Raw genomic sequence first — 14164 nt, 5'->3', positions numbered from 1 at the left:
CCTAATCTGACCTGCGGAAACGATCATTGATCGATCAAATCGCTGGCGCCGCGAGGCTCCCTGCGGGACACTCCCGAAACATGTCGACACCCCCTCCGACCGGCCCTCTTGTCACTCGGGACACCCTCGCGGCACAACTGCGCGAGCTAGGGGTCCAAACCGGTGAAACCCTCCTCGTGCACTCCTCGCTCAGCGCCCTCGGCTGGGTCTGCGGAGGCTCCGTCGCGGTCGTCCAGGGACTGCTCGACGCACTCGGCCCGGACGGCACCCTGGTCGTCCCCACTCAGACCGGTGACCTCTCGGACCCGGCGGTGTGGAGCAACCCGCCGGTGCCCGAGGAGTGGTGGGACACGATCCGGGCGACCATGCCCGCCTACGACCCCCTGGTCACGCCCGCGGTCGGGGTGGGCGTGATCCCGGAGACCGTACGGACCTGGCCGGGTGCCCTGCGCAGCGGGCATCCGCAGACGTCCTTCGCCGCCTTCGGGCCGCGCGCGGCGCAGATCACCGAGGGGCACGCCCACGACTGCCGGCTCGGCGAGCGCAGCCCGCTGGCCCGGCTGGAGGCGCTCCACGCGCGTGTGCTGCTGCTCGGCGCCGGTTACGCGACGTGCACCAGCTTCCATCTCGCCGAGTACCGGATACCTTCGCCGCTGGTGAAGGTCGGCCGGCCAGGGCCTGCCGGCTGGGAGGTGGTGACCGAGGTGTCGATCACCTCGGACCGGTTCGACGAACTGGGGCGCGACTTCGACCGGGACCGTCCCGTCGTACGCGGGAAGGTGGGCGCGGCCGAGGCACGGCTGTTCCCCGTGGCCGACGCGGTGGCGTACGCGGGGCGGTGGCTGGAGATCCACCGGCCCCGCGCGGAGGAGATGTGAACCCGGCCGTTCGGGTTACCGGCCGCGTACCTAGACTCTGGAGCCATGCGAACTGAGCCCGTGGTCCAAGTCCAGGCCCTGGTGAAGCGGTACGGCACGAAGACCGCGGTGAACGGCCTCGACCTGGTGGCCCAGGCGGGCGTGACCGCCGTACTCGGACCCAACGGCGCGGGCAAGACGACGACCGTCGAGTCCTGCGAGGGGTACCGGAAGCCGGACTCCGGCACGGTGCGGGTCCTGGGCCTCGACCCGGTGCGACAGTCCGGCGCGCTGCGGCCCCGGATCGGCGTGATGCTCCAGTCCGGCGGTGTCTACTCGGGCGCGCGGGCGGACGAGATGCTGCGGCATGTCGCCAAGCTGCACGCGCACCCCCTGGACGTGGACGCCCTCATCGAGCGGCTCGGTCTCGGCAGCTGCGGCCGGACCACGTACCGCCGTCTCTCCGGAGGTCAGCAGCAGCGGCTCGCGCTCGCCATGGCCGTCGTCGGCCGTCCGGAGCTGGTGTTCCTGGACGAGCCGACCGCCGGGCTCGACCCGCAGGCCCGCCGCGCGACCTGGGACCTGATCCGGGACCTGCGCGGGGACGGCGTCTCCGTCATCCTCACGACCCACTACATGGACGAGGCCGAGCAGCTCGCCGACGACGTCGCGATCATCGACGCGGGCCGGGTCATCGCCCAGGGCTCCCCGGAGGAGCTGTGCCGCGGCGGCGCCGAGAACACGCTCCGCTTCATCGGCCGCCCGGGCCTGGACGTGGGCTCCCTCCTCAAGGCCCTGCCCGCCGACTGCACGGCCGCGGAGCTGACGCCGGGCTCGTACCGGGTCGTCGGCAAGGTCGACCCCCAGCTGCTCGCGACGGTGACGTCGTGGTGTGCGCAGCACGGGGTGATGCCGGAGAAGATCTCGGTGGAACGGCACACCCTCGAAGACGTCTTTCTTGAGCTCACCGGCAAGGAGCTGCGTTCGTGACCACGGTCGGTACGGGTACGTACACCCCGAAGCCGGGCGCCGCCCCGCTTCCCCGCATGATCGCGGCGCAGGCGGCCCTGGAGACGAAGATGCTGCTGCGCAACGGCGAGCAGCTGCTGCTGACCGTCGTGATCCCCACGCTGCTGCTGGTCCTCTTCAGCTCGGTGGACATCGTCGACACGGGCTCCGGCGCGGCCGTCGACTTCCTCGCCCCCGGCATCCTCGCGCTCGCCGTGATGTCCACGGCGTTCACGGGCCAGGCCATCGCCACGGGCTTCGAGCGCCGGTACGGGGTGCTGAAGCGGCTGGCCTCCTCGCCACTGCCCCGCTGGGCCCTGATGACGGCGAAGACGGCGTCCGTGCTGGTCACCGAGGTCCTGCAGATCGCCCTGCTGACGGTGATCGCCTTTGCGCTGGGCTGGTCGCCGGAGGGAAACCCGGCAGCCGTCGTCCTCCTGCTGGTCCTCGGGACGGCCGCCTTCTCGGGGCTCGGACTGCTGATGGCCGGCACGCTCAAGGCCGAGGCCACGCTGGCCGCCGCCAACCTGGTCTTCCTGCTGCTGCTCGTCGGCGGCGGGGTGATCGTGCCGCTGGACAAGTTCCCGGCCGGCGCGCAGGACGTGCTGGGGCTGCTGCCGATCTCGGCCCTGTCGGACGGGCTGCGGGACGTGCTGCAGCACGGGGCCGGGATGCCATGGGGTGACCTGGGGATTCTGGCCGTGTGGGCGGTCGTCGGGCTCGCGGCGGCGGGCAAGTTCTTCCGCTGGGAGTAGCCCGGTCCGCGGCGCGAGCGGGACCCTCGTGAAACCGTGCACAAGCGGCCGCCTACGATAGGGCGCGTGCCAAAGCTGACCCGCGCCGACGCCGTAGCGGCCGTGCGCAACCCCCTCGCCTTCATCGCCGCACGCTGGACCCCGACCCCGAGGACGGTCCAACGGGCGGCCCTCGCCGCGCTCGTGATGTCGGTGCTCATCGTGGTCACCGGCGGTGCGGTGCGCCTCACCGGGTCCGGGCTCGGCTGCCCGACCTGGCCCAAGTGCACCGACGACTCGCTCACCGCCACCAGCGAGATGGGCCTGCACGGCGCCATCGAGTTCGGCAACCGCATGCTGACGTACGTACTGTGCGCCGCAGTCGGCTGGGCGATCATCGCCGCGCGCTCCGAGAAGCCGCACCGGCGTGGCCTGACCCGGCTGGGGTGGGCGCAGTTCTGGATCGTGATGAGCAACGCGGTGCTCGGCGGCATCGTCGTGCTGGTCGGCCTCAACCCGTACACGGTCGCGGCCCACTTCGTGGCGACGTCCGCCCTGATCGCGGTCGCCACGGTGATGTGGCAGCGCACCCGGGAGGGCGACTCGACGCCGCGTCCGCTGGTCGGCAAGGCGGTGCGGCAGCTGGTGTGGGTCCTGGTCGGGGCCTCGGTGCTGCTGATCCTGGTCGGCACGGTGGTCACCGGCGCCGGCCCGCACGCGGGCGACTCCAGTGAGGTCGAGCGGATGCCGCTCGACTGGGAGAACGTCACCAAGCTGCACGCCGTGCTGGCCTGGATCGTGGTCACGCTGACGTTCGCCCTGTGGTTCGTCCTCAAGGCGGTCGACGCCCCGAAGGGCCCCCTGAACCGCACCCGCGACCTCTTCCTGGTCCTCCTCGCCCAGGGCGTCATCGGCTACGTCCAGTACTTCACGGACCTCCCGGAGATCCTGGTCGGCCTGCACATGCTCGGCTCGGCCGTGACCTGGATCGCGGTCCTGCGGGTGGCGCTGGCCCTGCGGGAACGGCCGTACGACGAGATCGGCATCCCGTCCCCGGCGGCCGAGCCGACGGTCGGCACGCGCGCGTAGGTCAGCTGTACGTCGTCACCAACTCGTCGATCGCAGGGCCGAGGTAGCTCCGAGTCAGGCCGGCCCTGCGCGTCGCCCGCTCCCCGGTCGGAGTCGGGGGCGCACAGCTGTCGTAGCGCCGGCTGCGGATGTCCTCGACGAGTTCGACGGGCGCCCCGAGGCCGGGCAACAGGTCCAGGGCCTCGCGCTTGGAGATCAGTCGGCCGTCGCGCAGGGTGACGCTCGCGCGGGCGTAGGTGATCATCCCGAGGTCGACCCACACGTCCTTGGTCCACAGCGAGGCGTTGTCGACCGCCGGCCGCCAGAAGTCCCGCTGGTCGCGTACGACGAACTCGCCGAGTTCCCGGTCCGGCACCGGCGGCAGCAGCCCGGCGGGCGCCTTGCCGTGCAGCACTCGGCCGAAGGCGTGCAGCTCGCGCCGGGTCACCGGGGTCACCGTCCGTTTGAACAACTGCTGGTGCGCCCAGGTGAGGTGGCGCCGCTCGGCGTCGTCGGCCGTGTCCGGTGTCAGGTACGTGCAGTGCAGCAGCCGGGCGAGCGGCTCGGACCGCAGCCGGGCGTGGACCTTCGCCACCTGCCAGATGGTGCGGGGCGTGAGCGGGCCGTCCACAACGGCGATCAGGTCCAGATCGCTGCGGCCCTCCTGGTAGTCGCCGCCGGCGAGTGAGCCGTGCGCCCAGACGGCGACGGGAGCTGCGGGAGCGAGAACCGCGAGCTCTGCGAGGAAGCGGTCGAGTAAGGCGTCAGTCGGCATCCGCCCAGTCTGTGCGGCTCACTCCAGTCCGTACACCCTCCTGGCGTTTCCCGCTGCCACCATCCCCGCCACCCGTTGCGCGTCCCCCAGCGACCATGCCCCCTCGGCGACCCAGCCGCCGAGCACCCTGGCGAGGGCCTCGCGGAACAGGCGGGCCCCGACCACATGCAGTTCGGGCAGGCCCTGGGCGCCGCTGGAGAAGAGGATCTTGCCGAAGGGGGCCAGTTCCAGGATCTCGGCGAGGATCGTGGCCGCCCGGGCGCCGGTGCGGATGAGTGCGGCGCCCGAGTCGGCGTAGACGTGCGGGAAGACACCGGCCAGATGGGCGGCGTGGCGGTGGTACGGGTAGCCGTGCAGGAGGACCAGGTCCGTGCCGAGGCCGGCCGTCGCGCGGACGAAGTCCGTCAGCAGCACCGGGTCCGTGCGGTCGATGCGCAGCCCCGGCTCCCCGAGCCCCGCGTGCAGTTGCAGCGGCAGCCCCGAGGCCACCGCGATCCACAGCAGGTGCCGCAGCAGCACCGGGTCGCTCAGCTCGCCGCCGACCCTGCGTGCCGCCAGCCAGCGCCCGGCGGCGCCCCGCACCTCCCCCGGCCCCGGCGGCTCGGGCGCGAGCGCGAGGCCGTGCCGGACGCCCGCCACGGACGTGAAGGCCACCGCGTTCGCCGCGGCGCCGTGCACCGACTCGGCGAGGTTGGCGAGAAAGGACTCGACCGTGCCGGAGGTGTCGGCGACCTGTTCGGCGAGGAGTTCGAGGCGCACGATCTCATGGGCCTCGGCGGATCCGGCGGACGCCATCTCCCCGGGGCCGGTGAGGTCGCCGGGCAGACCGGTGTCGATCAGATAGGTCGTGACGCCGCTGCCCCGCAGCAGGCGCCGGCCCGCCTCCAGGACGCCCAGTTCACGTCGCCGGGCGAGATAGCGGGCGGGCGGGCAGTGCGGTTCCAGACCGAGGAGGGGCGGGCACCAGCGTCGTACGGCGAAACCCGTCTGGGTGTCGAAGAGCGTGGTGCCGGGCGCCGGTGGGCCCTCGGTGCGGGCCAGCTGGGCCTCGAAGGTGCCGAGGCCCAGCTCCGTTCGCAGTACGCCGTGGCAGTACTGGTCCACGAGGGATGGCGTTTCGATCATCCGGACTCCCCGTGGTGGACGCTGCGTTTGCTCTACAGGTCCTAACGGGTGAACCGGTGACTTGGTGTTGCGTAAGAAAAGGGGGAGTTGTTCAGCCGCCGACTTGGATGCCGGCCATCCGCTTCCACTCGTACGCGCCGGTCTTCACCTTCGCCGCGAACTCGCCGTCGAAGGACTCGTGGCGCGTGACCCCGGCCTTCTGAACCGCCTTCTCGGCGATCTCGTACGACGGTGCCACCAGGTCTCCCCAGCCGCCGTCCTCGCCGACGAGCACGATGCGGGCGCCGCGCTCGCCGATGTACGCGACCTGGGCCTCGGCGCCGCCGTGGGACTTCGCGAAGGTGTTGATCTGCTTGGCCAGCTTGGCCACCCTGCGCTCGGTCTTCTGGTCAACCTGCTGCGTGTCTGCCATGGCCAGGATGCTACTCACGGGTAGATCAGCTGGCGAGGGCAGGGCACTGTGACGTGCGTCAGCGCAGGAACGGGTCGACCGCCACAGCCACGAACAGCAGCGAGACGTAGGTGATCGACCAGTGGAAGAGCCGCATCTCCTTCAGCTTGCCGCCCGTCACCTCCGCCTTCGCCCGGTTCTGCAGCGCGTGCGCCTCCCACAGCCACCAGCCGCCCGCGACCAGCGCGACCGCGGTGTAGAACCAGCCGGTGTAGCCGAGCGGCGTCAACAGGAGGGAGACCGCGACCATCACCCAGCTGTAGATGACGATCTGCTTCGCGACGACCTTGTTCGAGGCGATGACAGGGAGCATGGGCACGCCCACGCGCGCGTAGTCCTCCTTCACCTTCATGGACAGCGGCCAGTAGTGCGGCGGCGTCCAGAAGAAGATCACCAGGAAGAGGATGAGCGGCGCCCAGGTGAGGGAGTTCGTGACGGCCGTCCAGCCGATCAGCACCGGCATGCAGCCCGCGATGCCGCCCCACACGATGTTCTGCGACGTACGGCGCTTGAGGATCATCGTGTAGACGACGACATAGAAGAGGAGCGCGCCGAGCGAGAGCCAGGCCGACAGCCAGTTGACGGTGAGGCCGAAGAGCAGCGTGGAGACGACCGCCAGCGTGATGCCGAAGGCCAGGCACTCGCGCGGGCTGACCATCCCGGTGACCAGCGGTCGCTGCGAGGTGCGGTCCATGAGCGCGTCGATGTCGCGGTCGATGTACATGTTCAGCGCGTTGGCGCCGCCGGCGGAGAGGTACCCGCCGATGCAGGTGAGCAGGACCAGACCGAGGTCCGGCACGCCCTGCTCGGCCAGGAACATCACCGGAACGGTGGTGATCAGCAGCAGCTCGATGATCCGCGGCTTGGTAAGCGCCACGAACGCCTTGACCCGGGCCCCGATCGGCCGCCGGCTCGGGCTCTGGCTCGTCCCGATAATCCCCGCTGGACGGGATTCAACGGCCGTCACGCACACCCCTGACAGAGACATCCCAGCAAGCCTCCCCGTGTGAAGTCCCGGTAAAGGCTCGCGCGTACCACGCCACTGTAGACGTTGCCCAGACCCGGACATTCGCGGGGGTGGGGTCGTGTTGGAGGGGGTGGTCCGACGGGCGCGCGGAAGCTCGATTGAGCACCCGGATGAGCGCCTGCGTATTCACTTGCCGAACGCGGAACGAGCCAGTCGGGAGGCGCATCCCGGCGACTCCCGGCAGTCTGGAATGACTCGAAAAAACGCACGTACTTCCAGGGGTAGGCTCGACAACGGCCGGCCGACGCCGAGAACGCCGGCAGCCGGTGGGCGCACGCCCGAAACACCGGCATCCGACATGTGGAGAGGAGCCCTGACCCAGGGTGAGCACCAAGCCGACCACCACAGACCTCGAGTGGACCGAGCTGGACCAGCGGGCCGTCGACACCGCCCGCGTCCTGGCCGCCGATGCCGTACAGAAGGTCGGAAACGGCCATCCGGGTACGGCGATGAGCCTGGCACCTGCCGCCTACACCCTCTTCCAGAAGGTGATGAGGCACGACCCGGCGGACGCCGACTGGGTCGGGCGCGACCGCTTCGTGCTGTCTGCCGGACACTCGTCCCTGACCCTCTACACCCAGCTGTACCTGGCCGGCTTCGGCCTGGAGCTGGACGACCTGAAGGCGTTCCGCACCTGGGGTTCGAAGACCCCCGGTCACCCGGAGTACGGCCACACCACGGGCGTCGAGACGACGACCGGCCCGCTGGGCCAGGGTGTCGCCAACGCCGTCGGCATGGCGATGGCCGCCCGCTACGAGCGTGGCCTGTTCGACCCGGAGGCCCCCGAGGGCACCTCCCCGTTCGACCACTTCGTCTACGCCATCGCCGGTGACGGCTGCCTCCAGGAGGGCATCTCCGCCGAGGCCTCCTCGATGGCCGGCCACCAGCAGCTCGGCAACCTGATCCTGCTGTGGGACGACAACCACATCTCGATCGAGGGCGACACCGAGACGGCCGTCTCCGAGGACACCGTCAAGCGGTACGAGGCGTACGGCTGGCACGTCCAGCGCGTCGCCCCGCAGCCGGACGGCGACCTCGACCCGCACGCCATCTACGACGCGATCGAGGAAGCGAAGAAGGTGACGGACAAGCCGTCCTTCATCGCGATGCGCTCGATCATCGCCTGGCCGGCCCCGAACGCGCAGAACACCGAGGCCGCCCACGGCTCGGCGCTCGGCGACGAGGAGGTCGCGGCCACCAAGCGCGTCCTCGGCTTCGACCCGGAGCAGAGCTTCGAGGTCTCCGACGAGGTCATCACCCACACCCGGGGTGCCCTGGAGCGCGGCCAGGCGGCCCGTGCCGTGTGGGAGAAGTCCTTCCAGCAGTGGCGGGACAACAACCCCGAGCGCGCCGCCGAGTACGACCGCGTCGCCAAGGGCGAGCTGCCCACCGGCTGGGAGGAGAAGCTCCCGGTCTTCGAGCCCGGCAAGGGCGTCGCGACGCGTGCCGCGTCCGGCAAGGTGCTCCAGGCGCTCGGTGCCGTCATCCCTGAGCTGTGGGGCGGCTCGGCCGACCTGGCCGGCTCCAACAACACGACGATCGACAAGACGTCGTCGTTCCTCCCGGCGGACAACCCGCTCCCGGAGGCGAACCCGTACGGCCGCACGATCCACTTCGGCATCCGCGAGCACTCCATGGCCGCGGAGATGAACGGCATCGCGCTGCATGGCAACACCCGTATCTACGGCGGCACGTTCCTCGTGTTCTCCGACTACATGCGCAACGCCGTACGTCTGTCGGCACTGATGCACCTGCCGGTGACGTACGTGTGGACGCACGACTCGATCGGTCTCGGTGAGGACGGCCCGACGCACCAGCCGATCGAGCACCTCGCGTCCCTGCGCGCCATCCCCGGTCTCAACGTCGTGCGTCCCGCCGACGCCAACGAGACCGCGATCGCCTGGCGCGAGATCCTCAAGCGCTACACCAAGGAGTTCGGCAAGGGTGCCCCGCACGGTCTGGCGCTGACCCGTCAGGGCGTGCCGACGTACGAGGCCGACGACGACGCCGCGCGCGGTGGTTACGTGCTGTTCGAGGCCGACGGCGGCGAGCCGCAGGTCGTCCTCATCGCGACCGGCTCCGAGGTGCACGTCGCCGTCGAGGCGCGCGAGCAGCTGCAGGCGGACGGGGTGCCGACGCGAGTCGTGTCCATGCCGTCCGTGGAGTGGTTCGAGGAGCAGGACCAGGGGTACCGGGACAGCGTTCTTCCGCCGGCCGTCAGGGCGCGGGTCGCGGTGGAGGCCGGCATCGGTCTCACCTGGCACAAGTACGTCGGGGACGCGGGTCGCATCGTTTCCCTGGAGCACTTCGGTGCTTCCGCCGACGGCAAGGTCCTTTTCCGGGAGTTCGGCTTCACTGCCGAGAACGTGGCCGCCGCCGCGCGGGAATCCCTCGCCGCGGCCCAGCGCTGACGCTCATATACGAGACGTAGGAGTTTGATTTTCCATGACAGACGCACTCAAGCGCCTCTCCGAGGAAGGCGTCGCGATCTGGCTGGACGACCTGTCGCGCCAGCGCATCACGTCCGGCAACCTCGCCGAGCTGATCGACCAGCAGCACGTCGTGGGTGTCACCACCAACCCGACGATCTTCCAGAAGGCGATCAGCAGCGGTGACGGTTACGAGCAGCAGCTCGCCGACCTCGCCGCCCGCAAGGTCACCGTCGAAGAGGCCGTACGCATGATCACGACGGCGGACGTCCGCGACGCCGCCGACATCCTGCGCCCGGTCTTCGACGCCACCGACGGCCAGGACGGCCGGGTCTCCATCGAGGTCGACCCCCGCCTGGCCCACAACACCCGTGCGACCGTCGCCGAGGCCAAGCAGCTGGCCTGGCTGGTCGACCGGCCCAACACGCTCATCAAGATCCCGGCCACCAAGGCGGGCCTCCCGGCGATCACCGAGGTCATCGGCCGCGGCATCAGCGTCAACGTGACGCTGATCTTCTCGCTGGAGCGCTACCGCGAGGTCATGGACGCCTACCTCGCCGGTCTGGAGAAGGCCAAGGCCAAGGGCCTGGACCTGTCCAAGATCCGGTCGGTGGCGTCGTTCTTCGTGTCCCGCGTGGACGCCGAGATCGACAAGCGGCTCGACGCGCTCGGCACCGACGAGGCCAAGGCCGCGCGCGGCAAGGCGGCCGTGGCCAACGCGCGGCTCGCCTACCAGGCGTACGAGGAGGTCTTCTCCTCCGATCGCTGGAGCGCGCTGGAGAACGCGGGTGCCAACAAGCAGCGTCCGCTGTGGGCCTCCACCGGTGTGAAGGACAAGGCCTACAAGGCCACCATGTACGTCGACGACCTGGTGGCGCCGAACACGGTCAACACCATGCCGGAGGCCACCCTGCAGGCGACCGAGGAGACCGGCTCGATCACCGGCAACACCATCGCAGGCACCTACCAGCAGGCCCGCGCCGACCTGGACGCGGTCGAGCGGCTCGGCATCTCGTACGACGATGTCGTCCAGCTGCTGGAGGACGAGGGCGTCGAGAAGTTCGAGGCGTCCTGGAACGACCTGCTCAAGTCGACCGAGGCAGAGCTCGAGCGCCTCGCCCCCTCGGAGGGCTGATCCCTTGCCACCCTTCACCGTCACTGAAGCGAACCCGCTTCGTGACGCCGCCGACCGACGGCTCCCGCGTATCGCGGGGCCGTCGGGCCTGGTGATCTTCGGCGTTACGGGCGATTTGTCACGTAAGAAGCTGATGCCGGCCGTTTACGACCTCGCCAACCGAGGTCTGTTGCCGCCGGGTTTCTCGCTGGTGGGCTTCGCTCGCCGCGAGTGGGCCAACGAGGACTTCGCGCAGGAGGTCCACGACGCCGTCAAGGAGCACGCCCGCACCCCCTTCCGTGAGGAGGTCTGGCAGCAGCTCATCCAGGGCATGCGCTTCGTGCAGGGCACCTTCGACGACGACGACGCCTTCGAGCGGCTGCGCGGCACCATCGAGGAGCTGGACAAGGCCCAGGGCACGGGCGGCAACTTCGCCTTCTACCTCTCGGTGCCGCCGCGCTCCTTCCCGGTGGTCATCCAGCAGCTGAAGAAGCACGGCCTCGCCGACCAGACGAGCAGCTCCTGGCGCCGCGCGGTCATCGAGAAGCCCTTCGGACACGATTTGAAGTCGGCCGAGGAGCTCAACAAGGTCGTCCACGAGGTCTTCGCCCCGGACCAGGTCTTCCGCATCGACCACTACCTGGGCAAGGAGACCGTCCAGAACATCCTGGCGCTGCGGTTCGCCAACACGATGTTCGAGCCGATCTGGAACCGGTCCTTCGTGGACCACGTGCAGATCACCATGGCCGAGGACATCGGCATCGGCGGTCGTGCCGGCTATTACGACGGCATCGGCGCCGCCCGTGACGTCATCCAGAACCACCTGCTCCAGCTCCTGGCGCTGACCGCGATGGAGGAGCCCGCCTCCTTCGACGCGGACGCACTGGCGGCCGAGAAGACCAAGGTGCTGGGTGCCGTACGGCTACCGAAGGACCTGGGCCGGGACACGGTGTTCGGGCAGTACGCGGCCGGCTGGCAGGGTGGCGAGAAGGCGGTCGGGTACCTCCAGGAGGAGGGCATCAACGCCAGGTCGAAGACCGACACGTACGCCGCGATCAAGCTGGGGATCGACAACCGCCGCTGGGCGGGCATCCCCTTCTACCTGCGCACCGGCAAGCGTCTGGGCCGCCGCGTCACCGAGATCGCGGTCGTCTTCCAGCGTGCGCCGCACTCCCCCTTCGACACGACCGCCACCGAGGAGCTCGGCCAGAACGCGATCGTGATCCGCGTCCAGCCGGACGAGGGTGTCACGGTCCGCTTCGGCTCGAAGGTGCCGGGCACGTCGATGGAGATCCGGGACGTGTCGATGGACTTCGCTTACGGCGAGTCCTTCACGGAGTCGAGCCCGGAGGCGTACGAGCGTCTGATCCTGGACGTCCTCCTGGGCGACTCGAACCTCTTCCCGCGCACCGAGGAGGTCGAGCTGTCCTGGAAGATCCTCGACCCGATCGAGGAGTACTGGGACACGACTGGCAAGCCGGCCCAGTACCCCTCCGGTACCTGGGGCCCCGTCGAGGCGGACCACATGCTCGAGCGAGACGGACGGAGCTGGCGCCGGCCATGAAGATAGACCTCACGGACACCACGGCCAGCAAGATCAACAAGGCGCTGGTGCAGGGCCGCCGGGCCATCGGCACGCCGGCCGTCGGCATGGTGCTCACGCTGGTCATCGTGACGGACGAGGAGAACGCCTACGACGCCCTGAAGGCCGCCAACGACGCCTCGCGCGAGCACCCCTCGCGCACGCTCGTGGTCATCAAACGCGTCTCGCGCTCGCCCCGCGACCGTACGCAGTCCCGGCTGGACGCCGAGGTGCGGGTGGGCGCGGAAGCGGGCACCGGCGAGACGGTCGTCCTGCGTCTGTACGGCGAGGTGTCCGACCACGCCCAGTCGGTCGTCCTGCCGCTCCTCCTGCCGGACGCCCCGGTGGTGGTCTGGTGGCCGGTCAACGCACCGCTCGACCCGGCGAAGGACCCGCTGGGCGCGCTGGCCCAGCGCCGGGTGACCGACACGTACGCGTCGGAGCAGCCGGTACGGGAGCTGTCGGCCCGCGCCGACGCCTACACCCCCGGCGACACCGACCTGTCCTGGACCCGGATCACGCCGTGGCGCTCGATGCTGGCGGCGGCTCTGGACCAGGTGGTCTGCGAAGTGCAGGCCGTCGAGGTGGAGGGCGAGGAGTTCAACCCGAGCTGTGAGCTGCTGGCGATGTGGCTCGCGGACCGGCTGGACGTCCCCGTCAAGCGGTCGCTGTCGTCGGGCCCCGGCCTGACGGCGGTCCGCATGGACACCGACTGCGGCCCGATAGCGCTCGACCGGCCGGACGGCTCCCTGGCGACCCTCTCCATCCAGGGCCAGCCGGACCGTGCGGTGGCTCTGAAGCGGCGGGAGACGGCCGAGCTGATCGCGGAGGAGCTGCGGCGACTCGACCCGGACGACACGTACGCCTCGGCGCTGCGGTTCGGGGTGGAGCGGCTGAACGCCGGGCCGGCTCAGGCGGTCCGGGGCGTCGAGGCCGCGATCGCCAAGGCGGCGCAGGCCGTCGCTCTGGCCGAGGCCGCCGTGGCCAGGGCCGAGGAGTCGCCGGCCGAGCAGTCAGCGGCCGGAGACTCGCAGGCCGGGCAGGCCGAGCAGGCCGGGGAATCGCAGGCCGGGGAGGGATCGCCGGCCAAAGGAGAACAGGCCGGACGAGCCGCTCTCCCGGCTCCCGTCGAAACCGCTGCGAAAGCACCCGCGAAGGAAGCGACGGCACCGGAACCGGTGAAGAAGGCGGCGGCGAAGTGAGTACTCCGCAGCTGGTCGTGCACCACGACAAGGAGCTGATGGCGCAGGCCGCGGCGGCCCGCCTGATCACGAAGATCGTGGACGCGCAGGCCTCAAGGGGCTCGGCGTCCGTGGTCCTCACGGGTGGCCGCAACGGCAATGGCCTGCTGGCCGCGCTCGCGGCGGCCCCCGCCCGGGACGCCGTCGACTGGGGCCGGCTGGACCTCTGGTGGGGCGACGAGCGCTTCCTGCCCGAGGGCGATCCGGAGCGCAACGTCACGCAGGCGCGTGCGGCCCTGCTGGACGCTGTGCCGCTGGACCCGAAGCGGGTGCACGCGATGCCCGCCTCGGACGGCCCGTTCGGCACGGACGTGGAGGCGGCCGCTTCCGCGTACGCGGAGGAACTGGCGAGGGCGGCGGGCCCGGAGAACCACGGCGCGGTTCCCACGTTCGACGTCCTGATGCTGGGCGTGGGTCCGGACACGCACGTGGCCTCGCTGTTCCCGGAACTCCCCGCGGTACGGGAGACGGACCGCACGGTCGTCGGCGTGCACGGCGCCCCCAAGCCCCCTCCGACCCGTGTCACCCTCACGCTGCCCGCGATCCGGGCGGCGCGTGAGGTGTGGCTGCTGGCGGCGGGCGAGGACAAGGCGCGGGCGGCGGCGATCGCGTTGTCGGGCGCGGGTGAGATCCAGGCACCGGCGGCCGGGGCGTACGGCCGTGCCAGGACGCTGTGGCTGCTGGACACGGCGGCGGCTTCGCAGCTGCCGCGGTCGTTGTATCCACCGGCGTCTGCGTGAACGCACTTCGGGC

General features: G+C 70.5%; 13 protein-coding genes and 1 pseudogene. 9 read left to right on the top strand and 5 right to left on the bottom strand.

Going from position 1 to position 14164, the window contains the following annotated elements:
* Positions 1-80: 80 nt before the first annotated feature.
* Complete coding sequence (locus OG331_RS36865) at positions 81-878, top strand: aminoglycoside N(3)-acetyltransferase (protein WP_406204625.1); 798 nt, start codon at positions 81-83, stop codon at positions 876-878.
* Between the two features lie 20 nt (positions 879-898).
* Here the strand turns inward: OG331_RS36865 and OG331_RS36860 are convergent.
* Positions 899-976: pseudogene (locus OG331_RS36860) on the bottom strand (hypothetical protein); the annotation flags it as partial.
* Between OG331_RS36860 and OG331_RS36855 the strand changes: the two are divergent.
* From OG331_RS36855 to OG331_RS36845, 3 genes are all read left to right on the top strand, one after another.
* Positions 939-1847: an ABC transporter ATP-binding protein gene (locus tag OG331_RS36855; RefSeq protein ID WP_406210539.1), complete on the top strand. Its 909-nt coding sequence runs from the start codon at positions 939-941 to the stop codon at positions 1845-1847. The pseudogene OG331_RS36860 and the gene OG331_RS36855 overlap by 38 nt on opposite strands.
* A gap of 56 nt (positions 1848-1903) precedes the next feature.
* The gene (locus OG331_RS36850; protein WP_406210536.1) at positions 1904-2620 is read left to right on the top strand and encodes an ABC transporter permease; all 717 of its coding nucleotides are present in this window, start codon (positions 1904-1906) and stop codon (positions 2618-2620) included.
* A 75-nt stretch (positions 2621-2695) separates the two neighbouring features.
* Positions 2696-3688, top strand: a complete 993-nt coding sequence (locus OG331_RS36845) for a COX15/CtaA family protein (protein ID WP_391404008.1) — start codon at positions 2696-2698, stop codon at positions 3686-3688.
* A 1-nt stretch (position 3689) separates the two neighbouring features.
* On the opposite strand, the gene OG331_RS36840 is transcribed toward OG331_RS36845, so the two are convergent.
* The 4 genes from OG331_RS36840 to OG331_RS36825 form a co-directional block, all read right to left on the bottom strand.
* The gene (locus OG331_RS36840; protein WP_406204622.1) at positions 3690-4442 is read right to left on the bottom strand and encodes a nucleotidyltransferase domain-containing protein; all 753 of its coding nucleotides are present in this window, start codon (positions 4440-4442) and stop codon (positions 3690-3692) included.
* Positions 4443-4460: 18 nt separating this feature from the next.
* Entirely contained in the window at positions 4461-5567 is a 1107-nt protein-coding gene (locus tag OG331_RS36835) for an amidohydrolase family protein (protein ID WP_328882417.1), read from the bottom strand.
* Positions 5568-5658: 91 nt separating this feature from the next.
* Positions 5659-5979: a hypothetical protein gene (locus OG331_RS36830; RefSeq protein WP_406204619.1), complete on the bottom strand. Its 321-nt coding sequence runs from the start codon at positions 5977-5979 to the stop codon at positions 5659-5661.
* A gap of 58 nt (positions 5980-6037) precedes the next feature.
* Positions 6038-7006 (bottom strand): heme o synthase, encoded by a 969-nt coding sequence (locus OG331_RS36825; RefSeq protein ID WP_406204616.1) that lies wholly within the window; start codon positions 7004-7006, stop codon positions 6038-6040.
* A gap of 362 nt (positions 7007-7368) precedes the next feature.
* Here OG331_RS36825 and tkt point away from each other — a divergent pair, with 362 nt between their 5' ends.
* The 5 genes from tkt to pgl are packed head-to-tail and all read left to right on the top strand — an operon-like array spanning position 7369 to position 14151.
* Positions 7369-9456: a transketolase gene (gene tkt / locus OG331_RS36820; protein ID WP_406204613.1), complete on the top strand. Its 2088-nt coding sequence runs from the start codon at positions 7369-7371 to the stop codon at positions 9454-9456.
* Positions 9457-9490: 34 nt separating this feature from the next.
* Positions 9491-10609: a transaldolase gene (tal, locus tag OG331_RS36815; RefSeq protein ID WP_406204610.1), complete on the top strand. Its 1119-nt coding sequence runs from the start codon at positions 9491-9493 to the stop codon at positions 10607-10609.
* Positions 10497-12152 carry a glucose-6-phosphate dehydrogenase gene (gene zwf / locus OG331_RS36810; RefSeq protein WP_406204607.1) on the top strand — a complete coding sequence of 552 codons (1656 nt, stop codon included), beginning with the start codon at positions 10497-10499 and terminating at the stop codon, positions 12150-12152. The genes tal and zwf overlap by 113 nt, the downstream gene beginning before the upstream one ends.
* Positions 12149-13372, top strand: coding sequence for a glucose-6-phosphate dehydrogenase assembly protein OpcA (gene opcA / locus OG331_RS36805; RefSeq protein ID WP_406204604.1), 1224 nt, complete (start codon positions 12149-12151; stop codon positions 13370-13372). Before zwf ends, opcA begins: the two co-directional genes overlap by 4 nt.
* Complete coding sequence (pgl, locus tag OG331_RS36800; protein ID WP_406204601.1) at positions 13369-14151, top strand: 6-phosphogluconolactonase; 783 nt, start codon at positions 13369-13371, stop codon at positions 14149-14151. Before opcA ends, pgl begins: the two co-directional genes overlap by 4 nt.
* The last annotated feature ends 13 nt before the right edge of the window (positions 14152-14164 follow it).

The organism is Streptomyces sp. NBC_01017 (assembly GCF_045162795.1).
Classification (GTDB): Bacteria; Actinomycetota; Actinomycetes; order Streptomycetales; family Streptomycetaceae; genus Streptomyces; species Streptomyces machairae.
Note: the sequence above shows the minus strand (reverse complement) of the source record. Positions and strands in the feature narration are given on the sequence as shown.

Coding starts and splice junctions, on each gene's coding strand:
- OG331_RS36865 (WP_406204625.1), top strand. CDS start 81: ATGTCGACACCCCCTCCGACCGGCCCTCTTGTCACTCGGGACACCCTC.
- OG331_RS36850 (WP_406210536.1), top strand. CDS start 1,904: ATGATCGCGGCGCAGGCGGCCCTGGAGACGAAGATGCTGCTGCGCAAC.
- OG331_RS36840 (WP_406204622.1), bottom strand. CDS start 4,442: ATGCCGACTGACGCCTTACTCGACCGCTTCCTCGCAGAGCTCGCGGTT.
- OG331_RS36835 (WP_328882417.1), bottom strand. CDS start 5,567: ATGATCGAAACGCCATCCCTCGTGGACCAGTACTGCCACGGCGTACTG.
- OG331_RS36830 (WP_406204619.1), bottom strand. CDS start 5,979: ATGGCAGACACGCAGCAGGTTGACCAGAAGACCGAGCGCAGGGTGGCC.
- OG331_RS36825 (WP_406204616.1), bottom strand. CDS start 7,006: ATGTCTCTGTCAGGGGTGTGCGTGACGGCCGTTGAATCCCGTCCAGCG.
- tal (WP_406204610.1), top strand. CDS start 9,491: ATGACAGACGCACTCAAGCGCCTCTCCGAGGAAGGCGTCGCGATCTGG.
- zwf (WP_406204607.1), top strand. CDS start 10,497: ATGTCGTCCAGCTGCTGGAGGACGAGGGCGTCGAGAAGTTCGAGGCGT.
- opcA (WP_406204604.1), top strand. CDS start 12,149: ATGAAGATAGACCTCACGGACACCACGGCCAGCAAGATCAACAAGGCG.